The organism is Hymenobacter sp. J193 (genome assembly GCF_024700075.1).
Taxonomy (GTDB): Bacteria; Bacteroidota; Bacteroidia; order Cytophagales; family Hymenobacteraceae; genus Hymenobacter.
The window spans coordinates 4,216,240-4,236,612 of the sequence record NZ_JAJONE010000001.1 but is presented as its reverse complement, the minus strand read 5'-3'; the positions used below and the strand labels follow the sequence as shown (position 1 = coordinate 4,236,612).

General features: G+C 62.1%; 18 protein-coding genes. 9 read left to right on the top strand and 9 right to left on the bottom strand.

What is annotated here, in order from left to right:
* Positions 1–33: 33 nt before the first annotated feature.
* The 9 genes from ccoN (at position 34) to hemF (ending at position 8,784) form a co-directional block, all read left to right on the top strand.
* Complete coding sequence (ccoN, locus tag LRS06_RS18460; protein ID WP_257872851.1) at positions 34–2,241, top strand: cytochrome-c oxidase, cbb3-type subunit I; 2,208 nt, start codon at positions 34–36, stop codon at positions 2,239–2,241.
* A 46-nt stretch (positions 2,242–2,287) separates the two neighbouring features.
* Positions 2,288–2,494 (top strand): hypothetical protein, encoded by a 207-nt coding sequence (locus LRS06_RS18455; protein ID WP_257872850.1) that lies wholly within the window; start codon positions 2,288–2,290, stop codon positions 2,492–2,494.
* Positions 2,488–2,790 (top strand): hypothetical protein, encoded by a 303-nt coding sequence (locus tag LRS06_RS18450; protein WP_257872849.1) that lies wholly within the window; start codon positions 2,488–2,490, stop codon positions 2,788–2,790. The genes LRS06_RS18455 and LRS06_RS18450 overlap by 7 nt, the downstream gene beginning before the upstream one ends.
* A complete protein-coding gene (locus tag LRS06_RS18445; RefSeq protein ID WP_257872848.1) occupies positions 2,787–3,668 on the top strand; it encodes a cbb3-type cytochrome c oxidase N-terminal domain-containing protein in 882 nt (293 codons plus the stop codon). The genes LRS06_RS18450 and LRS06_RS18445 overlap by 4 nt, the downstream gene beginning before the upstream one ends.
* 203 nt (positions 3,669–3,871) lie before the next feature.
* Positions 3,872–5,281, top strand: coding sequence for a cytochrome c oxidase accessory protein CcoG (gene ccoG / locus LRS06_RS18440; RefSeq protein ID WP_257872847.1), 1,410 nt, complete (start codon positions 3,872–3,874; stop codon positions 5,279–5,281).
* A 294-nt stretch (positions 5,282–5,575) separates the two neighbouring features.
* The gene (locus LRS06_RS18435; RefSeq protein ID WP_257872846.1) at positions 5,576–6,046 is read left to right on the top strand and encodes a FixH family protein; all 471 of its coding nucleotides are present in this window, start codon (positions 5,576–5,578) and stop codon (positions 6,044–6,046) included.
* 74 nt (positions 6,047–6,120) lie between these two features.
* Positions 6,121–6,843: a sulfite exporter TauE/SafE family protein gene (locus tag LRS06_RS18430; RefSeq protein ID WP_257872845.1), complete on the top strand. Its 723-nt coding sequence runs from the start codon at positions 6,121–6,123 to the stop codon at positions 6,841–6,843.
* Between the two features lie 54 nt (positions 6,844–6,897).
* Complete coding sequence (locus LRS06_RS18425; protein WP_257872844.1) at positions 6,898–7,818, top strand: universal stress protein; 921 nt, start codon at positions 6,898–6,900, stop codon at positions 7,816–7,818.
* Between the two features lie 36 nt (positions 7,819–7,854).
* Complete coding sequence (gene hemF, locus LRS06_RS18420) at positions 7,855–8,784, top strand: oxygen-dependent coproporphyrinogen oxidase (protein WP_257872843.1); 930 nt, start codon at positions 7,855–7,857, stop codon at positions 8,782–8,784.
* Positions 8,785–8,960: 176 nt separating this feature from the next.
* Here hemF and LRS06_RS18415 read toward each other — a convergent pair whose 3' ends face one another.
* The 9 genes from LRS06_RS18415 to LRS06_RS18375 form a co-directional block, all read right to left on the bottom strand.
* Positions 8,961–10,259 (bottom strand): PAS domain-containing sensor histidine kinase, encoded by a 1,299-nt coding sequence (locus LRS06_RS18415; RefSeq protein ID WP_257872842.1) that lies wholly within the window; start codon positions 10,257–10,259, stop codon positions 8,961–8,963.
* A gap of 198 nt (positions 10,260–10,457) precedes the next feature.
* Complete coding sequence (locus LRS06_RS18410; RefSeq protein ID WP_257872841.1) at positions 10,458–11,855, bottom strand: sigma-54 dependent transcriptional regulator; 1,398 nt, start codon at positions 11,853–11,855, stop codon at positions 10,458–10,460.
* Between the two features lie 318 nt (positions 11,856–12,173).
* A complete protein-coding gene (locus LRS06_RS18405; RefSeq protein ID WP_257872840.1) occupies positions 12,174–13,373 on the bottom strand; it encodes an FtsX-like permease family protein in 1,200 nt (399 codons plus the stop codon).
* Positions 13,374–13,412: 39 nt separating this feature from the next.
* Positions 13,413–14,672: an ABC transporter permease gene (locus LRS06_RS18400; protein ID WP_257872839.1), complete on the bottom strand. Its 1,260-nt coding sequence runs from the start codon at positions 14,670–14,672 to the stop codon at positions 13,413–13,415.
* On the bottom strand, positions 14,662–15,249 hold the full coding sequence (locus LRS06_RS18395; RefSeq protein ID WP_257872838.1) for an RNA polymerase sigma factor: 588 nt from the start codon (positions 15,247–15,249) through the stop codon (positions 14,662–14,664). The genes LRS06_RS18400 and LRS06_RS18395 overlap by 11 nt, the downstream gene beginning before the upstream one ends.
* Positions 15,250–15,350: 101 nt before the next feature.
* Positions 15,351–16,019 (bottom strand): ABC transporter ATP-binding protein, encoded by a 669-nt coding sequence (locus tag LRS06_RS18390; RefSeq protein WP_257873428.1) that lies wholly within the window; start codon positions 16,017–16,019, stop codon positions 15,351–15,353.
* Between the two features lie 514 nt (positions 16,020–16,533).
* On the bottom strand, positions 16,534–16,869 hold the full coding sequence (locus LRS06_RS18385; protein ID WP_257872837.1) for a hypothetical protein: 336 nt from the start codon (positions 16,867–16,869) through the stop codon (positions 16,534–16,536).
* Between the two features lie 75 nt (positions 16,870–16,944).
* A complete protein-coding gene (locus tag LRS06_RS18380; protein WP_257872836.1) occupies positions 16,945–18,438 on the bottom strand; it encodes a TolC family protein in 1,494 nt (497 codons plus the stop codon).
* A 57-nt stretch (positions 18,439–18,495) separates the two neighbouring features.
* The gene (locus LRS06_RS18375; protein WP_257872835.1) at positions 18,496–19,746 is read right to left on the bottom strand and encodes an efflux RND transporter periplasmic adaptor subunit; all 1,251 of its coding nucleotides are present in this window, start codon (positions 19,744–19,746) and stop codon (positions 18,496–18,498) included.
* Positions 19,747–20,373 lie beyond the last annotated feature (627 nt).

Sequence of the window (20,373 nt, the reverse complement as noted above, 5' to 3'; positions counted from 1 at the left end):
TTTGGAGAAGTAAATCATCCACTTCTGAAGGCCATGCAAGTCGAACCCCTACCGCCGGTAGCCGCGCCCAAGCCGCCGCTGGTTGCCAGCCCAGCCAGCCGGGCAATTGACACGTTCTTTTACGACAACCGCATCGTGCGCGACTTCGGTATTGCCACCGTCATCTGGGGCATTATCGGGATGCTGGTGGGGGTGCTGGCGGCGTTTCAGCTGGCCCGGCCCGAGCTGAACATGGGCACGGCCGCTACTACCTTCGGCCGCATCCGGCCGCTGCATACCAACGCCGTGATTTTTGCCTTCGTTGGCAACGGCATCTTCACCGGCGTGTACTACTCCCTGCAGCGCCTGTGCAAAACCCGCATGTTCTCGGACAAGCTCAGCAAAATCCACTTCTGGGGCTGGCAGCTGATTATTCTCTCGGCTGTGGCCACACTGCCCATGGGCTTCACCACCAGCAAGGAGTACGCCGAGCTGGAGTGGCCTATCGACATTGCCATTACGCTGGTGTGGGTGGTGTTTGGCTGGAACATGTTCGGCACCATTGTCCGGCGGCGCGAGCGGCACCTGTACGTGGGCATCTGGTTCTACATTGCCACCTTCCTGACGGTAGCCGTGCTGCACATCGTCAACTCGGCGGCCCTGCCCGTGAGCTTTATGAAAAGCTACTCGGCCTACGCCGGCGTGCAGGATGCTCTGGTGCAGTGGTGGTACGGCCACAACGCGGTAGCCTTTTTCCTGACCACGCCCTACCTGGGGCTGATGTACTACTTCCTGCCCAAGGCGGCCGAACGACCGGTGTACTCCTACCGCCTGAGCATCATCCACTTTTGGTCCCTGATTTTCATCTACATCTGGGCCGGACCGCACCACCTGCTTTACACCGCCCTGCCCGACTGGGCCCAGAGCCTGGGCGTGGCCTTTAGCGTAATGCTGATTGCGCCCAGCTGGGGCGGCATGATCAACGGGCTGCTGACGCTGCGCGGAGCCTGGGACAAAGTGCGGGAGGAGCCGGTGCTCAAGTTCTTTGTAGTGGCCGTGACGGCCTACGGCATGGCCACCTTCGAGGGGCCCATGCTGAGCCTCAAAAACGTGAATGCCATTGCCCACTTCACCGACTGGATTGTGGCGCACGTGCACGTAGGCGCCCTGGGCTGGAACGGCTTCCTGACCTTCGGTATGCTCTACTGGCTGTGGCCGCGCCTTTACCGCACGCCCCTGCACTCCAAAAAGCTGGCGAATACCCACTTCTGGCTGGGCACCCTGGGCATCCTGTTCTACGCCCTGCCCATGTACTGGGCCGGCTTCACCCAGGGTCTGATGTGGAAGCAGTTCAATGCCGAGGGCATGCTGCAGTACCCCAACTTCCTGGAAACGGTCATGCAGCTAGTGCCCATGTACTACCTGCGCGGCATCGGCGGGGTGCTGTACCTGAGCGGGGTGTTCGTGATGATGTTCAACCTCTACCGGACGGCCAGAGCCGGCTCTCTGCTGGCCAACGAAAAAGCCCAGGCCGCGCCCCTTATGCCGGCCGCGCTAGTGGAAGAGCACCAGGGCGGCCACTGGCACCGCTGGATCGAGCGGCGGCCATTCCAGCTGGCCGTGGGAGCTACCGTCGCCATTCTTATCGGCGGGGCTATCGAAATGATTCCCACGTTCCTGGTGAAAAGCAACGTGCCTACCATTGCCTCGGTGAAGCCCTATACCTCGCTCGAGCTGCAGGGTCGGGACCTGTACATCAAGGAAGGCTGCTCCAACTGCCACACCCAGATGGTACGCCCCTTCCGCTCCGAAACCGAGCGGTACGGCGAGTACAGCAAGGCCGGCGAGTTCGTCTACGACCGTCCCTTCCTGTGGGGCAGCAAGCGCACCGGCCCCGATCTGCACCGCGTGGGTCAGAAATATCCGCACTCCTGGCACTACAACCACATGCTGGACCCCACCAGTATGTCACCCGGCTCCATCATGCCCGCCTACCCCTGGCTGTTCGACAACAACATCGACTACTCCACGCTGCCCACCAAGATCAGGGTGCTGCGTGACCTGGGCACGCCTTACCCCGCCGGCTACGAGCAGCAGGCCGTGGCCGACGCGCAACGTCAGGCCCAGGGCATCGTGGCCGAGCTGAAAAAGGAGGATATCGAAGTGAAGTCCGACAAGGAAATCGTGGCTCTGATTGCTTACCTCCAGCGCCTGGGCACCGACATCAAAGTAAAGCCTGAGCAAGCCGCGGCAGCAAAGTAACGCCCGGATTTCCTCCCAGCCACTGCTCCCCTAACCCTCCCCGATCATGCACAAGAACGTGTTGCAATCCATAGCGGGCATTGAGATATACCCGCTCATTTCCTTTGTCATCTTCTTTCTCTTTTTCCTGGGCCTGCTGGTGTACGTGGCCGTAGCCAACCGCCAGCACATCAGCACCATGAGCCAGCTTCCGCTGGCGCCTGACCACGACGAACCCCTGAATCATCACCTTAACCACGACGTGCTATGCTAACCAAACGCACTCTTCTGCTGATCGTCCCGGGCCTGCTCGCCAGCTATGCGGCGGCTGCCCAAACCCCGGCTGCTACCGGTCCCACCCCTGGTTCCCTGCTAAGCTTGGCGGCCTGGGGCCTGGCCGCCGTGGTGTTGATTTTTGGGATGATGACGGCCACCTCCCTGGCCTCGGCCGCTGCCGCCGCTGCGCAGCAGCAGGCCGGGCAGCAAGAAGCCGAACAGGCCGATGTGCTGGCGGCCGCGCCAACTGCAACTCCCGCCCCGGCAGTGGCCGGGCAGCGCATTGCCGCATGAGGTACTATCCATTCTCCTGGCGCGTAGCCGCAACCGGCGCGGGCCTGGTAGTGCTGGCCGCCGGTCCGGCGCTGGCGCAAACCCCGGAAGCCAAGGCCGGACCAGCCGATTCCCAGCTGCTGCTACTTTGGGCGCTACTGGCTACGCTGGGCCTGGTTATCCTGCTGATGGTGCTGCTGGCGGCCACGCTGGTGGTACGCCTGCGGCCTCAGCTGCGCCGCCTCTACGAGCTGCCCACCGTGCGCCCCACCTGGAGCGGGCGGGTGCTGGGCCTGCTCGTAGGCGACGCCACGCTGGTACGGGGTGAGGTGCGCGACGAGCTTCTGGACCACGACTACGACGGCATCCACGAGTTCGACAACGACCTGCCGCCGTGGTGGAAATACAGCTTCTACGCCACCATTCTGTTTGCCATCGGCTACCTCAGCTACTATCACCTGGCCGAAGCCGGGCAGCTGCAGGGCGCCGAGTATGCCGCCGAAATGCAGCAGGCTGCCCTTTTCGTTTCCACCGAGGCCGACGACCCCAACAAGCTTACCACCTACCAGCCTCTGACGGCTGCCGGTGACCTAAACAGTGGCAAAGCGCTGTATACGACCAACTGCGCCCCCTGCCACGGGGCCAATGCCGAAGGCAAAGTGGGGCCCAACCTGACCGACGAGTACTGGCTGCACGGCGGCGAGGTAAACCACGTCTACAAGACCATCAAGTTCGGGGTGCAGGGGAAAGGTATGGTGGCCTGGAAAGGCAAGCTCTCCGGCAAACAGATCCTGCAGGTCAGCTCCTACCTGTTGAGTTTGCAGGGCTCCAAGCCGGCCGGAGCCAAAGAGCCGCAGGGCGAGAAGGAAGCCCCCGGCCAGCGCGTTGCCCGGCTGTAAGCTCTTTTTGTCTGTCATCCTGAGCACAGCGAAGGACCTTCCTCACCAACTCCACTGCTGTTCGGTACCAACGTGACAAAGCTCTTTTACCACTGACTTACTAAAAGGTTTGTCAGAGTGAATAGAGCCTGCCACAACATGGAGGCAGGGCCTGCGCTCTGCTCAGGATGACAGGTTAAACAACGATTCAAAGATTCCGCCTCATGGCTACTACCCAACCCCAGCCCGCCGCGTCTTTCCGCGACACCATTGCCACGGTGGACGCGGCCGGCAAGCGGGTGTGGCTGTACCCCAAAAAACCCGGCGGCCGGCTTTACCGCTACCGTAAATGGCTTAGCTACGGGCTGCTGGCACTGCTGTTTGCCGGGCCCTGGCTGCGCATCCACGGCCTGCCGCTGCTAATGCTGAACCTGCCGGCCCGGCGCTTTATCATTCTGGGGCAGATTTTCTGGCCCCAGGATTTCTTTATCCTGCTGCTGGGCAGCCTCACCTTCGTGCTGTTCATCATCATCTTCACGGTGGTGTACGGGCGCGTGTTCTGCGGCTGGGTCTGTCCCCAGACCATCTTCCTGGAAATGGTATTCCGGCGCATCGAGTACTGGCTGGAAGGCGACGCGCCCCAGCAAAAGGCCCTTGACCGCGCCGACTGGGACTGGAACAAAACCTGGCGCAAAACCACCAAGCACGCGCTGTTTCTGATCCTGTCCTTCCTGATTGCCAATACCTTCCTGGCCTACATCATTGGCACCGACGAGCTGCTGCAAATCGTGACGGACCGGCCCGCCGGGCACCTGGGCGGCCTGGCTTCGATGGTTTTGTTTACCGGCCTGTTCTACGCCGTGTTTGCCCGGTTTCGGGAGCAGGTCTGCACCATTGCCTGTCCCTACGGGCGGCTGCAGGGCGTATTGCTCGACAAAAACAGCCTAGTGGTAGCCTACGACTACAAGCGGGGCGAGCCGCGGGAGAAGCTCCGCAAAAACCAGGAGCGCACCGCCGGCGACTGTATCGACTGCCACCAGTGCGTGCAGGTGTGCCCCACCGGCATCGACATCCGCAACGGGGCCCAGCAGATGGAATGCACCAACTGCACGGCCTGCATCGACGCCTGCAACACGATAATGACCCTCGTGAACCTGCCCGAAGGCCTGATCCGCCATGCCTCGGAAAACGACATTGCCCAAGGCACCCGCCCGCGGTTTACGGGCCGCATGAAGGTACTGTCGGGGGTGCTGGGCGTATTGCTCGTGGTGATGACGGGGCTGCTGGTATCCCGCGCCAATGTGGCGGCCACGGTGCTGCGCACGCCGGGGCAGCTGTTCCAGAAAACCGACCGCGGCTCCATCACCAACCTCTACAATATCTCGGTTATCAACAAAACCAACCGGCCCTATCCGCTCACGCTACGGGTGCTGGAGCCGGCCCAGGGCACCATTTCCCTGGTAGGCACGGCCAGCCTGACGCTGCCCGCCCAGGGCATGACCGAAGGCGTGTTCTTTGCCGAGCTGCCCCGCCGCACCCTACTGCGTACCAACCAGAAAATTCGCATCGGCCTGTATTCGGGCAACGAGCTGATTGCCGAAACCAGCACCAAGTTTCTGGGGCCGGTACAGTAAGAAATAGAAGGTCATGTCGAGCAGCGCGAGACATCTCTACCGCAATGGCAACTCTCGTCGTCTGTCATCCTGAGCAAAGCGAAGGAACTTCCTCTCCTAACCCCACGGCGGCTTCTACCAGTGTGACCAAGCCTTTATCAAGCAAGCAGTAAGGCTTGGTCACAGTGAATCAGGCTTATCAATCAGGCGAGGAAGGTCCTTCGCTTTGCTCAGGATGACAGACGAATAATAACAGTCTAAACAATATCAGCCCGCAAAACACTCCGTCTCTGCATGGCTCACAACCCAATTTCTATGGCAACTTCCGCCCCCAAAACCCGCACCATCTGGCCCTACGCCATTGTGATGACCTTCGTGCTGTTTGCCGGCTACATCGGCTACATGGTGCAGCAGGCCATGCGCACCAGCGTCGACCTGGTCAGCCCCGACTACTACCAACAGGAGCTGCGCTACCAGCAACAGATGGAAACCGTAGCCCGTACGGCTGCCCTGCCCGCGCCGGTAAAGCTGGAGCATGATGCCGCCGCTCACCGCCTAACCCTGCAGTTGCCCGCCGAGCTGACCACACAGACCGTGCAGGGCCAGTTGCACTTCTTTCGGCCTTCCGACCAGAAGCTGGATTTCTCCCTGCCGTTGCAGCCCGTCGATGGTGTGCAGCAAATCAATACCGGCCAGATGAAAGCCGGCTACTGGCGCGTGCGCCTCGATTTTACCGCGGGCGGGCAGGCCTACTTCTTGGAAAGAAATATCACCCTGACTGACTGACTTTCATCATGTTAGCCCCAGCCCGGGCGGCCGTACTTGCCGGCCGAATCAGATACGCCATTTCTCTACTGCCAATGCTTTGGGCCGGGTTTGTTTTTGGGTTATTGGGCAGCTTCCACTGCGTAGGCATGTGTGGGGCCATTGCCCTGGCGCTGCCCGGCCGCGCGGAGGCTGCCTCGGCGCGCTACGTGGGCGGGCGTCTGCTGTATAACCTGGGCCGCATCACAACCTACGCCACACTGGGCGCGGCGGCCGGCCTGCTGGGCCAGAGCCTGCGCCTGGCCGGACTGCAGCAAGGCCTCTCCATAGCCTCGGGCCTGCTGATTCTGGTGCTCGTGGGGCTGCCCCCGCGCTACACCGACCGGCTGGCCGGCCTGCTGGGCTTGCGCCGTCCCCTGGCCTGGGTTAAGAACACGCTGGCCGGGCTTTTTCAGCAGCCTTCGTGGCGGGCCTTGTACCTCACGGGCGTCCTCAACGGGCTGCTGCCCTGCGGCCTGGTGTACCTGGCGCTGGCCGGGGCCCTGAGTGCACCGGGCATACCGGGCGCAGCGGCTTACATGGCCAGCTTTGGCCTGGGCACGCTCCCACTGATGCTGGGTCTTTCTCTCTCCGGGCGGCTAGTGCCGCTGCTGTGGCGCACCCGCATGCGGCAGGCGGTACCCTACGCGGCTTCGGGGCTGGCCGTGCTTTTTATCATGCGCGGGCTGGGGCTGGGCATTCCGTACCTGAGCCCGCAGCTGAGCACGCCGGAGAAAATCCAGGCTCGTCAGCCGCAGTCGGTGCACAACTGCCGGTAGGGTCTGCTGCTGCCTTTTTTTCCTCCCTGCTTTCCTTTCGTTACGTTTCTCCTTATGAAAACCATTCTCGTTCCCATCGACCATACTGCTGCGGCTGAACCCACGCTGGCTTACGCCAACAAGCTGGCCGTGCGCTGGCCTGCCGAAGTGGTGCTGCTTTATTGCCACCCCGAATCGGATGGTATGGCGGCAGCGGAGAAGGCGCTTGACGTGCAGGAACAGCGGCTGCGGAGCCTGGTGGAGCGCCTGCGCTATCAGCAGCTTACCCGCCAGGATGGCCGCCGCATTCAGTACCGCTACCGCATTCTGAGCGGCTGCCTCCACGACCATGTGCAGGCCGAAGCAGCCCGCTGCGCCGCCGACCTGGTGGTGATGGGCCTTGAGCACATCGACTGCGGCCAGCAGGCCGCACCCGGCAACCACGCCGCCTCCATCACCCGGCTGGTCACGTGCCCGGTGCTGGTAGTGCCGCCAGGGCGCCGCGCTCTGCCTGCGCGGGTGGTTTTCGCCGCTGATTTCACCGCCCTGAATACCGACATCCTGCCCCGCTTGTCAGCGCTGGAAGGCGCTTTCCCGGCCCCGTTAGACCTGGTGCAGTTTTATTCGCCGGCCGAGCGGCCCCGGCGACGCCAACTCAAGCAGGCCCTCGGCAAGGTCGGGGCTCAGCTCACCTGGCTCACTACTACTCCCCACTTGGTGGAAGATGATGCCCCGCTGGAAGGCGTCGGCGAGTTCTGTGCCCGGCAGCAGGCCCAACTGCTCATTATTGCCCCCAACAGCGAGGCGGAGCTGTTACGCTACTTCGACTCTTGCTACACCACCACCCGTGCCTACCACACCCAGATTCCGGTGCTGGTGCTGCGGGCCGTGGAGCGTCAGCCCCGGGTAGCCTGCTGCGCCCGGTGCGCCGAACAGCTGAAGAAAGAGCAGGTCAATGCTCTGTTGCCCGATTACTATGCTGTCCATTGGGCCTGATTCCCGGCCCGGATACCCTACACAGCTTTTACCTTCATGCTTACCATGACTACCGCTGCCCTCGCTGTTGCTCCGCCCCGCATTTTGGCTGAAAACTGGATGCGCCAGTTTCAGGACTGGCTCTGCCACCGCCTCGAAGCCGCCGACGGCAGCGGAAAACGCTTTCAGGAGGACGCCTGGCAGCATGTTGGCGGGGGCGGCGGGGCCACCCGCGTGCTGCAGAACGGGACGGTGCTGGAAAAAGGCGGGGTCGCCTTCTCGGCCGTGTGGGGCCAGATGAGCGAGGCGGCGGCCCGCGCGCTGCTCATGCCCGACCCGAACTACTTTGCCACCGGCGTCTCGGTGGTGCAGCACCCGGGCAGCCCACTGGTGCCGATTTCGCACATGAACGTGCGCTACTTCGAGACCGACAACGGGGATGCCTGGTTTGGCGGCGGGCTGGATCTGACGCCTATCTACGTGGACGAGGCCCAGGCCCGCTGGTTTCATGAGCAGATTCAGGCCGTATGCCAGCGCCACGACACCAGCTACTACCCGCACTTCAAGCGGTGGGCCGATGAGTACTTCTTTCTGCCCCACCGTCAGGAAACCCGCGGCATCGGCGGCATCTTCTTCGACCGGCTCACCGTGGGTAAGGACGGCTCATTTGAGGAGCTGTTTGCGTTTGTGCAGGATGTGGGCGAGGTCTACGGCCGCACTTATGGTACCATCATGCGCCAGAATGCCTGCCTGCCGTACACTGAGCGGCAGAAGCAGTGGCAGCTGGTGCGCCGGGGCCGCTACGCCGAGTTCAACCTGGCCATTGACCGGGGCACCAAGTTCGGGCTGGAAACCGGGGGCCGCACCGAGAGTATTCTGATGAGCTTGCCGCCCCAGGCCGAGTGGCACTACAACTTCCCCATCGAGCCCGGCTCCCCCGAAGACGCCACCCAGCAGTGGCTGCGCAAAGGTGTGAACTGGGTCTAAGCTAAAAGCCGAGCTGTAGCGTAGTAGCTTGAAGCCACCGGGAAGGCGTGGAACGGCGCCTGCAGGGCTGCGGGCAGAACGCGGGTACGCTCAGAAGCCCACACTGCTCACACCCTAGCCAAAAAAAGTGCGCCAGGCAGCGTGGCTGGCATCCTCTCTCCGTAGCGCAGGGCGGCCTAAAACCGAATAGTAAACGCCGTGCGGCCCGCCTCCTCGGTTTGCAGCGTGAAGGCAAACTCGTGCTGCAGCAGGATGTCGCGGATGAGGGTGAGGCCGATGCCTTGGCCATCGGGCTTCGTGCTGTAGAAGGGCGTGAACAGGTGGCGCTGCACTTCGGCCGGAATGCCGGGCCCGTCGTTTTCGATGACGACGGTGGGCGGCTGCGCCGTGGTGCGCACCCACACATTACCCTCTTCCCCAATGGCTTCGAGGGCGTTTTTGCCAATGTTGAGCAGGGCCTGCTCCAGCTGCTGGGCATCGAGATTCACGAACAGCGGCCCCTCCGTGAGCTGCCAGTGCCAGCGGATGCGGCGCTTCTCGCTCTGTACCTGCAGCAGCCGGCAGGTTGATTTCAGCAGCTCGTGCACATCTATGGGGCGGCGCGCAGGCGGGGGCAGGCGCACCAGGTGGGCAAAGTTGGCAATGAAGTTGGCCAGGTGCGTGCTGCGCGTCACGGATACATCCAGCGCTTCGGTGAAGTCGGCGCGGTCGTCCTGGGCTAGCTGGGGGGCGTAATAGTGGAAGCTTTGCAGGATGGAGTTGACGGCCCCGATGGAGTTGTTGACCTCGTGCGACATCATCCGGATCAGCTTCTCATAGGCCTGCTTTTCCTGGCGGATGATGTCCTGGGTCAGCTCTTCCAGCACGATAAAGTAGCGCGTGAAGCCCCGGTCGAGGAAGTGCGAGGCGTGGGCGCGGTAGCTCTGCATGCCCGAGAGCTGAACCGCCTGCGGCTGACCCGGGCGCAGGCTGCCCAGGGCCACGCCCCAGTCGCCGGGCAGGGCAGCGGGCAACTGGCCTACCAGCGCAGCGGCCGGCACTTGTAGCAGCCGCACCGCCGCCGGGTTTACCGACTCAATCCGGCCCTCGAAATCCAGCAGCAGAATACCGGCCGGCGAGGCTTGGATAAGGTGTTCCAGCAGAAAGCTTTTCTCGTGCTGGGTTATGCGCTCCTGGCGCAGCTCATCAATCATGTGATTGTAAACGTCAATCAGCTGGTCCATTTCGCGCTGCTGCACGGGCACAAACTTGGTGGAGAAATCCTTGGCCCGAATGGCTTCCGTACCGGCCGCAATCAACTGGAAGGGCCGCACAAAATCCCGGTACAGCTGCACCGTGAGGATAACCGACGCCACCAGCAGCACCTCCGCCCCGATAAACCACGCCGTATGCTGGCGCAGTACCTGCCACGTAAGCCCCAGCAGCAGGCCATGAATCAGAAAGGCAAACAGCAGGAACTTCAGACGCAGTGACATCAAGCAATACAGCTAGAGCTAAGAAACGCCCCTCCTTTTTTCAAGGAGGGACCGGAGGCCGGGGTGGTTAAACCAGAGTTAGAAACCGGCGCCAAGAATACAGAAAGAACGGGTAGTCCTAGCTTTTTCTACCTTCTAGCTCTACCACCCCGGCCTCCGGCTACCCCTCCTTGAAAAAAAGGAGGAGAACTGGCTGCGCTACTGCGTCACGTCGAACGGAATGGCGTATTTCTCCAGGCGGCGGTAGAGGGCGCCACGGCTCAGGCCCAGGGCTTTGGCCACGCGGCTCACGTTGCCGGCGTAGTGCTCCATCGACTTGCGGATCATCTGCGCTTCCAGCTCATCGAGGGTGATGGAGCCCACGGCGGGCAGCTCGCCCGGCTGCGCCGCGACGGGCACGGCCGTGGGTCGAAACTGCGCCTGGAAGTCCTCGGGGCCCAGCTCGTCCTTGCCGCTGACCAGCACGGCCCGCTCCACCAGGTTTTTCAGCTCCCGGATATTGCCGGGCAGCGGCTGCTCGCGCAGCCAGTGCATAGCGCGGGTATTAACCTTCAGCGAAGCCCGGTTGTAGGTAGCGCGCAGGTAATCCACGAAGTGCTGGACCAGCAGCGGAATGTCGGTGGGCCGCTCGCGCAGGGCGGGCAGGCGCACGGTTATCAGGTTGATGCGGTAAAACAAATCTTCGCGGAAGCGGCCCTCGCGCACTTCCTGGGCCAGGTCCCGGTTGGTAGCGCAGATGACGCGGATATCGAGGCGGCGCGCCTTGCTGTCGCCCAGCACCTCGTAGGTGCGGTCCTGCAGCACGCGCAGCAGCTTCACCTGCGAGGTCATGTCCAGCTCCCCTATCTCGTCGAGGAAAATGGTGCCGCCGTTGGCCAACTCGAAGCGGCCCACCCGGTCGGTTTTGGCGTCGGTGAAGGCCCCGCGCCGGTGTCCGAACATTTCGCTTTCAAACAGGGAGGCCGAAATGCCGCCCAGGTTCACCTTCACGAAGGGCTGGCGGCGGCGGTGGGAGTTCTGGTGCACGGCTTCCGCAATCAGCTCCTTGCCCGTGCCCGACTCACCCTCGATCAGCACTGAGGCATCGGTGGCGGCCACTTGGCCCACGCTGCGCAGCACGTGCAGCAGCCGCGCATCCTGCCCGATGATGTTCTGGAAGGCAAACTGCTTGTCGAGCTGGCGGCGGGTGGGCGCCTGGGCATCGTCGGGGGCCGGTGCAGCATCAGATGCAGCCAGGTCCAGGCAGGTGCGGATGGTTTGCAGCAGGGCGTCGTTGTTCCAGGGCTTGGTTATAAACTCGGCAGCGCCGGCCTTCATCCCTTCTACGGCCAGCGAGATAGAGCCCCAGCCCGTGATAAGGATGACCGGCAGGGCCGGGCGCACGGCCTTCACCTGCGCCAGCAGCGCCAGCCCGTCGTGGCCGGTGGTATCGAGGGAGTAGTTCATATCCATCAGTACCAGCTGCACGGCCGGGTCGGGCACCACGGCCAGGGCCGCATCGGGCGTACCCACCGCTTTGGCCACGTAGCCGGCCTGCTTGAGCAGCAGGCTAAGCGAGGTGCGCACCGCCACGTCGTCGTCGACAATCAGAATCATGCGTACAGAAAATAGAGAAGCGAAGGACGGAATTTATGATGACAGGTGAGCAGGTGACAGGTGATAGGTGACAAGGAAAAAAACACCGTCATTGCCAGTGTAGCGAAGCAATCCGTCCTGGGCAACGCATCAAGCCCCAGGATGTGACAAGCCTTCAGCGTGTAGCCAGCGTCAGGAGCTTTCTGGTAGAAGAACGGGGCTGGTTTTGTACAGGACGGATTGCTTCGGACCCTGACTTGATGCGCCACATGCCTCGCAATGACAACTTTTTACCTGTCACGTGTTACCTGTCACCTGTTACCTCATCACCTGTCACCCCTACTCCTCGCGCAGGGCTACGGCAGGCTGAATGCGGGCCGCCAGGCGGCTGGGCTGCCAGGCGCACAAGGCGGTGAGCAGGAAGATGAGGCCGGTGGCGGCCAGCATGCCTAGTACATACACGTTGGAGGGCACGTCGAAGGCGTCCAGCAGCGGAAACTGCGCCGCCAGCAGCAAGCCCAACGTTACGCCCAGCGTAGTCAGCACCAGCATCTCGCCCAGAAACTGCGCGCTGATACCGGGGCCTGAAGCTCCGAGGGCGCGGCGCAGGCCTATTTCAGCGCGACGCTGGTTGATGTTGTACCACAGCACCCCAAACAAGCCCAGGGCCACATTCACAATCAGAAACAGCCCCACCACGGCCAGGGCGGCCAGCGGTGCCACGGTGATTTTGAGCTTGTCGAGGCGGTCGGTTTCCAGGGCGTATACCTGGGTGCTCCACTTGCGGGTGACGCCGGCTATGGTGTGCACCATCTTCTGCTGCAGCTCGGCACCCTGGCCGGGGGCCACGCGCACCAGCACGGTGGCGCCTTCCCACCGGGTGGTATCGTGAGGCTGCAGGCGCATCCACATCGAAGGAGCCTCACCGTCGAAGTCGCTATGAGGACGCACGTTTTCCGTTACGCCCACTACCTGAAACTCCGTTCTGGTCTCGGTGCCGGGTCCCGCGCTTTCCCGGACTACCTGGCCCACCACGCGCGGCGCGTCGCCAAACAGCTTTTCGCGCATGTTGCGGCTGATGACGGCCGGCCGACGCGTGGAAGCGTCGTCGGAGGGCTGGAACCAGCGGCCTTCCAGCAGCTGCAGACCCATAGTGGCCGCATACCGGTCGTCGGCATCGTAGCGGTCTACGTTGTCCATCTTGTTTTTACCGGCCTCAAACTCCCCGTTCATGGTGATAAAGCGGAAGGGCGTGTTCTGACTGGTAAGGGTAAGCTCCTGCACGCCGGGCAGAGCGCGCACCTGGCGCAGCACGTCGTCGAGCTGGGGGTGGGGCATTTTCTCGCCCTGCCCGGCGGCAATGTTCAAGCGCCATACCTGCTCGTGGGCAAAGCCCCGGGGCAGCACGTAGTTGCGGCCGAAGCCGATGAAAATGGTGGCCACCCCGAAGAGCACCACGAAGGAGAAGAAGATTTCGGACAGCAGCAGCACGTTGGTGCGCTTGCGGTTCCAGATCAGGCGAAATAAATGACGAATCATGGCCGGAAGAAAAGGAAGGTAAGGAAGAAACCCGGGCGGCTAGCGCGGCCCGGCTCCGCTGCCACGCAGCGCCGTTACGGGGTTGAGGCGGGCCATTTTCCAGGCCGGGTATACCCCGCTCATCAGCCCAAACACCAGCGTGAGGCCCAGCCCCGCCGCGAAGGCGCTCCAGCTCAATCCAAAGTGGGAGTAGGCAATAAACTGCGACTCGTTGAGGATGTACAGCACCACGGACGCCAGGCCCAGGCCCAGCACGCCGCCCAGCAGGGCCAGCACAATATTTTCGACCAGGAACTGGCCTACCAGCACCCGGCGCGAGGCACCGAAGGCCTTACGCACCCCAATCTCGCTGCTGCGCTCCAAAATCCGCGTCACGTTCAGGTTCACCAGGTTCAGGGCAGGCAGCAGCATAAACAGCAGCGCCAGCCCCCCACACACGCTCAGAAACAGCTCCATCCCATCGGATTCCTTTTCCTGGCTGCTCGTCAGCTGGCGCACTACGCTGGCCAGGGCCGGGTCGGCGTGCACGGAGAGCTTGTCGAAGCGCTGCGGATCGGGCAGCGGAATGCGCCTGGCAACCTGCTCAAACTCCTGGCGCATGGCTGGCACCTGACTGGCAGAGGGAGCTAGCATAATGGCCATAAACGCGCCTTCCAGGCGCTGGTCACCAAATAGCTCGTTGCTCAGAGTGTAGGGCACCCACACGTCGGAGCTGGAGTAGAGGCGCATCACGGGTACATCGGGCACTACGCCGGTAATGCGGTAGGTGTAGGGCCCGATTTCGAGGGTGCGGCCGGCTACTCCTTTCTCGGTGCCGAAGTAAGTGCGGGCCGTGTGCTGGTTGATAACGCACACGCGGCTGCGCTGGTCGGTTTCAGCGGCCGAAAACGGACGACCATCCAGAAACTCAAAGTCCATCAGGCGCCAGAAGTTGGCATCGGTGTAGCGCACGTCCAGCGTCAGGGTCTGGTTGTTGGCGAAGGAGGTGGCGGCATTCGTTATCGAGGTGAGGGCCACCAGCTCGGGCGTTTTGAGGGTGCGCACGTACTTGTCGATGAAGTAGGCACTCACGGGCATGTTGTTGGAGCCGCCGTCCTTGAACCGCTCCCGCAGGGAATTCACGAAGGCCATCTGGTCGAGGCGCTTCTCGGGGGCGTGGGCCCCGCTGAAGTGGTCGACCACGGCCACCAGCACGAGCAGAATCATGAGGGTGAAGGAAATGCCAAACAGGCTGATGGCGGTGAAGAACTTGCGGCGCAGCAGCACCTTCCAGGCAATTTTCAGATAGCTAAGCAGCATAGCGAAGGCAGGTTTCGGGAGTGGAGGAAAGGAAAAGCGCCGCCACGCGGCGCTGCAGCAGGGCGCGGGCCTTGCTCAGCTGCGACTTGCTGGTGCCCTCCGAAATGCCTAGCAGCGCGGCTATTTCGGGGTGGTTGTAGCCTTCCAGCGCAAACAGGTTGAACACGGTGCGGTAGCCGACGGGCAGCCCCTGCACCAAAGCCAGCAGGTCGGCCGCCTGTAGGTCGGTTTCGGCTGCGGCGGGCAGGGCGGGCGCCAGACTGGGGCAATCGTCGAGGGTCAGCAGCAGGGGCTCGTGGCGGCCCAGCACGTTCAGGCACTCGCGCACCATAATGCGGCGCACCCAGCCTTCGAAGGAGCCCTCGTGGCGGAAGCTGCCCAGGCCCCGGAACACCTTCACGAAGCCGGTCATCATGGCTTCCTCGGCGTCGTCGGGGTTACGCAGGTAGCGGCGGCAGGCAGCCAGCATTTTAGGCGCCAGCCGGTCATAGAGCAGGCGCTGGGCGCGGGCGTTGCCGCGGCAGCAGTCGGCCAGCAGCGCGGTTTCGGAAAGCAGGGCGGTGGAAGTCGTTTTCATAGCTCGGTAGGGAAAGTTTCTAGTTGCTGGTTTCTAGTTTCTTGTTCCTGGTTGTTTGTCTCCGCTGCCAACCAGAAACCAGCAACTAGAAACCAGAAACGCTACTTCACCTGGCTGCCGTCGAAGAAGCGGATGATGCGCTCGGTTTTGAGGGCCTGCTGCTCGTCGTGGGTGACCATCACGATGGTGGTGTTGTCGCGGCGGTTCAGGGTCAGCAGCAGGTCCATAATCTCCTCCCCCATCACCGAGTCGAGGTTACCGGTGGGTTCGTCGGCCAGGATGATGTCGGGCTGGCCTACCAGGGCGCGGGCAATGGCCACGCGCTGGCGCTGCCCACCCGAAAGCTGACTGGGAAAGTGGCTGGTGCGGGCGTTCAGGCCCACTTTGTCGAGGGCGGCCAGGGCGCGCTGCCGCCGCTCCTTGCCCGACACCCCCTTGCGGTAAAGCAGCGGCAGCTCCACGTTGTCGAGCACCGAGAGGTCGTTGATGAGGTGGTAGCTCTGGAACACGAAGCCTAGGCGCTGGTTGCGCAGGTCGGCCAGCTCTCGGTCGGAGTACGACGTCACGGCCCGGCCCGACAGCGTAACGGTACCGTGCGTGGGCTCGTCGAGCAGCCCCATGATGCTGAGCAGCGTGGATTTGCCGCAGCCCGAGGGGCCCATGATGCTCACAAACTCGCCCTGGTTGATGGTCAGGTTCACGCGGTTCAGCGCCAGCGTTTCCACGGTGCTGGTCTGGTACACCTTTTCAATGTCGGTGAGCTGGATGATAGGCTGAGCAGGCGCCGGGGCGGTAGCCGTGGCCTGGGCAGCCGTCAGGTGGTTTGGTTGGGCAGTCATCGTGGTCATGGGGCTGGCTGGTTTGTTTAGGGAGAGAGAAGGAAGGGAGTTGCTTGCTATGGGCGGAAGAAGTGTCCGGTTTTGCACTATCGGAGCCCTTCCTGCCTGGTAAGTAGCCAAGCCGCGTGCCATTTTAATAAACAATTGATTTAAAGAACTTTACCTTGTAAATCATTATATTACTCTGTAAATAATCTGTCCAAAAACGGACAAGGTGTTCGGAAATAAGTCGGGAAAGAACATATTGATGTCCACATTTTGCAGAACTGAAAAAAAGCACAAAGCCGGACTACCGCCCGGCTTTGCGCCAACTACCGTGTTTTACAGGCTATCCAATCCACTACCACTCCAACCGATGTACAGATTCTTACTTATGCTATGGTTGATTTGTGCAGGGCTAGAAGGACAGGCCCAATGTTTATCGTTGCAGGATATGCGTAGTCTGTTAGGCCGGCAGCTTGGGGCAGAAGATGCGTTTATGATGCAGCGCGGCTTTACTTATGGCGACGTTGGAGGAAGCAAAATCCGTTGGCTGGATAACACTAACGGGAATAGCGGGCAGTTTCTCACTCATTTTAGTGGTGAGAGTATGACCACTAACCGTGTGGAATACAGTGTTAACCCCGCCAGACAGTGTTTTAGAGCACTGCTCCAGCAACTCTCTGCTGCCCACCTTACCGCTGATGGCGACTTTCACACTACTTTGACCAAAGGCTATTTTCGTTTCTACAAGGATACCGACTATTGCGTTATACTTTACCGGGGTCGTGAAGGCAATCAAAGTATAAGTGTCTGTACCCGGGAGCAGTATCTGATAAGCAAATCCCATATTGAGCAGATGCAATAACATTCCCTCCTACCCTTCCACCACCAGCGGCTGCTGGTGCTCAAAGTCGTAGAGGGTGAGGGTACGCAGCTGGTAGTAGGCTACCCAACAGGCCCGTAGCGCGGCAATGTAGGCGCGCTTGGCGCGGTCCTTTTCGCTCTGGGCAATGTTGAGGTCGGTGAGGGAAATGCGGCCCACCTGGTAGGTGGCCCGGCTGATGGCGTAACGGCGCTGGGCCAGGGAATCGGCGCGGGAAGCCAGGGCAAGCTGCTGGTTTAGCGCCCCGAGCTGGGTGGCCTGGGCGCGCACGGTCTGCTCGAAGGTGAGCTGCTCCTGCTGCACTTGCTGCTGCACCTGCTGGCGGCTGAGCTCGGCGGTTTTCACGGCGGCGCGCGTCTTGCCCCAATCCACAATCGGCATGGAGAAGCCCAGGCGCACCTGCTGCTGGTCGTTGGGGTTCACGTAGCTACGGCCCAGCTGGTCGGCACTGCTGGCCAGCCCGAAACCGGCCGAAAGGCTGGCCTGAAAGCCGGTGGTGCCTTTGGCCTGGGCCACGCCGCGGTCGGCTTCGAGCAGGCGCCGCTGAAACAGCAGCGTTTCGCGGCGGTAGCGGCGGGCCTGGGCCAGGGCATCGTCGGCCGAAACCTGCAGGGCGGGTAGCAAAGCTGGCACGACCAGGGGAACGGCGGGGTCCAGCGTGAGGCCGGCGTAGCTCGTGAGCTGCACGGCCGCCTGGCGGGATTCTACCCCGGCCTGAAGCTCGGCCTGCTCGGCGCCGAGCAGGTTCAACTCCAGCAAGAGCAGGTCGTTTTCGGAAAGGCGGCCTAGCTTATACCGCTCCCGGCCCATGCGCAGCATGTCGGCGCTGGCCTGGCGGTTCTGGCGGGCTACGTCGGCATTCACCTGCTGCAGCAGCACGTCGAAGTAGAGCTCCGTCACGCGTTGGGCAATAGTTTCGCGGTCCTGGGCATACTGGCGACCCGATTCCTGGTAGCGCAGCGGCTCGATGCGCTTGTTCCAGCTCAGCGCGTTGAAGGCCCCGATGGGCTGCAAGAAGCCCAGGGCTACGGGGCTGCTGTTGTAAAGGCGCTGCTTGCCCTCAAGATTATCGAAGCGCTGGAGCGTGGAGCCCACCGTGATTTTGCCGCCCGTGAAGCCAATGGCTTGGGTGGCCGTGGTAGCCAGGTAAGAAGTGTTGATGCGCACGGCCCGAAAATCAGTCGTGCCGTCGGGCTGCGTCACGGCCAGAATGGAGCGGCTATAGTCGGGCAGTACGCCTTCCAGAGCCAGTTGGGGCTTATAGTCAGCGCGGAAGGAGCGGTACTGCCAGTAGCTGGTTTCGCGGGCCGTCACGGCCTGCTTGGCCACGGCCGACTGCGCCAGAGTAAGCTCAATAGCCTGGGGCAGCGTGAGGGTCGGGGCTTGAGCCGAGGCGCTGATGACCGCGCCCAGCAGCAGGCTCACAATGGCCAGCAGCAAACTCCAGAGGCGTAATACTTCCAGGTAAAAAGCAGAGGTTTTCATAACTCAGAAAAGCAGAAGCGGCGGAAAAATCAGTTGCCAGTTGTCAGTTGCCCGCTGCTAGTTGGCCGAAACGGACAGCTCGTTTACTTGCTCGTAGTCCTTCATATTGGTGAGGATGAGCTCCTCGCCGGGGCGCAGGCCCTGCACTACCTGCACATAGTCGAAGTTGGCGTCGCCGAAGCGCACGGTGCGGCGCACGGCGCGGCCATCCTGCAGCACAAACACCGACTGCTCGCGGCCACCCTGGTAGAAGGGCCCGTTTTTCACGCGCGTTACCCGGGGGTGAGCCCGCGTCACCACGTACACTTCGGCCCGCTGGTTGGCGCGCAGCACGGGGTGGTGGTTTTCGCGCAGGCGGGCGTAGAACGTGACCACGCCCTTCTCCACGGCCGGGCTGATGGAGGCAATAGTGCCGGCTAAATCAGTGCCGCCAAGGCGCACACGCACGGCGTCGCCCACGTGCAGGGAGTCGGCGTAGGTGTCGGCCACGGTGGCGCGCACCCGGTAGGAGCTCAGGTCGGCCACGCGGGCCAGCACTTGGCCCTTGCTCACGGCCCCACCCACGTCCTCGCTCACCCACGTAAGCACCCCGGCCTGGTCGGCGCTGATGGTGGCCTGCTGCAGCTCGCGGGCCAGCTCGGCAATGCTGCGGGCCTGAATCTGGCGAGTATAGCCCAGACCCCGCTCATCGGCCTGGTTGGAGCGGCGCTGGTTGGCTATCTGGCGACGCACCTTCTGCAGCTCCAGCTGGGCAATTTTCAGGTTGAGCTCGGCCTGGCGCACGTTTTCCTGAGTACCCGAGCCAATGCTCAGCAGGTGCTGCTCGTCGCGCAGGGCCGACTGCAGGCTGCGCACTTTCTCCTGCTGCACCTGCTCCTGGGCTTCCAGGTCGTTGAGGCTGCGCTCCAGGGAAAGTTGCAGCACAGTGCTCTTATTCTGGTTCTGGAGTTGCTCGTCCTGGAGCTTAGCCAGGCTGGAAGACGTCATTTCCTTATCGAGCTCCACAATGGGCTGGCCGGGCTTCACCTCGTCGCCGGCCGTGAGCAGCACCCGCCGGATGGTCGACTGAATAGGGCTGGTGACAACGGCCTCCCGAGCCGGAATAACCAGCCCGGCCGCCGTAATGGTGGCTTCCACGTCGCCGGTTTCGACGGTAGTGGTGAGCAGATCAGCCTGGTTGATGCTGGGGCGCAGCACGCTGCGGAAGCCCCACAACGCGGCGGCTACTACCAGCACGCCAGCCAGCACCAGCAGCCAGCGCTGGCGGACGCGGCGGTTTTGAATAGCGGAGGAAATAGCTCTGTCCATTTTCGTTCGGTCGTGTAGAGGTTATGCCCTACCCTAGCCAAGCGAAGTGCCAGTTTTATAAAAACCAATCTTTCAATTATTTATCTACCTAATACCTTGCTATCGGCAGTAAAAAACTGTCCGATTACGGACAGGGTGTTCGGAATTGCGCAGGCCTTTTTAGGGTACCGGACACCGCCATTGGCCGGCGTGCGGCGGCTTTTTTCCTTGGTCAGGCAACGGCTCTGTGGGCTTGTCCATCTGGCTCTTTATAAGGTTAAGATGGGCGCGCAGCAGCACCCGGTTTTACCAGGTGCTTGCCAAAGACAGCAGAGCAAAATCGAGTAGCCAAAAAATATTTTCAACAAGTACCTTGCGTTGCATAGTACCTTCTGTTACCTTTGGCTTATTGATTCGCAAATACCCCGGCGGCGCTGCTTTTACTTCCCGCCCCGGCTGCCCCTCCTACCCTGCGCCAATCGGGCCAGGTAGCGCGGCGCCCTCCCGGAAACCTCTGGTTCCGGCGGCGCCCCTTGGGAACTGGCTTTCCGGCGCTCCTGCTCTAAGCAGGTAGTGCCCCTGCTACTCGTGTCTACATTCCGGGCAAACACCCTTTCCAACGGAGCCGCGGCCGTTGGGGCGGCCTCC

Coding starts and splice junctions, on each gene's coding strand:
- ccoN (WP_257872851.1), top strand. CDS start 34: ATGCAAGTCGAACCCCTACCGCCGGTAGCCGCGCCCAAGCCGCCGCTG.
- LRS06_RS18455 (WP_257872850.1), top strand. CDS start 2,288: ATGCACAAGAACGTGTTGCAATCCATAGCGGGCATTGAGATATACCCG.
- LRS06_RS18450 (WP_257872849.1), top strand. CDS start 2,488: ATGCTAACCAAACGCACTCTTCTGCTGATCGTCCCGGGCCTGCTCGCC.
- LRS06_RS18445 (WP_257872848.1), top strand. CDS start 2,787: ATGAGGTACTATCCATTCTCCTGGCGCGTAGCCGCAACCGGCGCGGGC.
- ccoG (WP_257872847.1), top strand. CDS start 3,872: ATGGCTACTACCCAACCCCAGCCCGCCGCGTCTTTCCGCGACACCATT.
- LRS06_RS18435 (WP_257872846.1), top strand. CDS start 5,576: ATGGCAACTTCCGCCCCCAAAACCCGCACCATCTGGCCCTACGCCATT.
- LRS06_RS18430 (WP_257872845.1), top strand. CDS start 6,121: ATGCTTTGGGCCGGGTTTGTTTTTGGGTTATTGGGCAGCTTCCACTGC.
- LRS06_RS18425 (WP_257872844.1), top strand. CDS start 6,898: ATGAAAACCATTCTCGTTCCCATCGACCATACTGCTGCGGCTGAACCC.
- hemF (WP_257872843.1), top strand. CDS start 7,855: ATGCTTACCATGACTACCGCTGCCCTCGCTGTTGCTCCGCCCCGCATT.
- LRS06_RS18415 (WP_257872842.1), bottom strand. CDS start 10,259: ATGTCACTGCGTCTGAAGTTCCTGCTGTTTGCCTTTCTGATTCATGGC.
- LRS06_RS18410 (WP_257872841.1), bottom strand. CDS start 11,855: ATGATTCTGATTGTCGACGACGACGTGGCGGTGCGCACCTCGCTTAGC.
- LRS06_RS18405 (WP_257872840.1), bottom strand. CDS start 13,373: ATGATTCGTCATTTATTTCGCCTGATCTGGAACCGCAAGCGCACCAAC.
- LRS06_RS18400 (WP_257872839.1), bottom strand. CDS start 14,672: ATGCTGCTTAGCTATCTGAAAATTGCCTGGAAGGTGCTGCTGCGCCGC.
- LRS06_RS18395 (WP_257872838.1), bottom strand. CDS start 15,249: ATGAAAACGACTTCCACCGCCCTGCTTTCCGAAACCGCGCTGCTGGCC.
- LRS06_RS18380 (WP_257872836.1), bottom strand. CDS start 18,438: ATGAAAACCTCTGCTTTTTACCTGGAAGTATTACGCCTCTGGAGTTTG.
- LRS06_RS18375 (WP_257872835.1), bottom strand. CDS start 19,746: ATGGACAGAGCTATTTCCTCCGCTATTCAAAACCGCCGCGTCCGCCAG.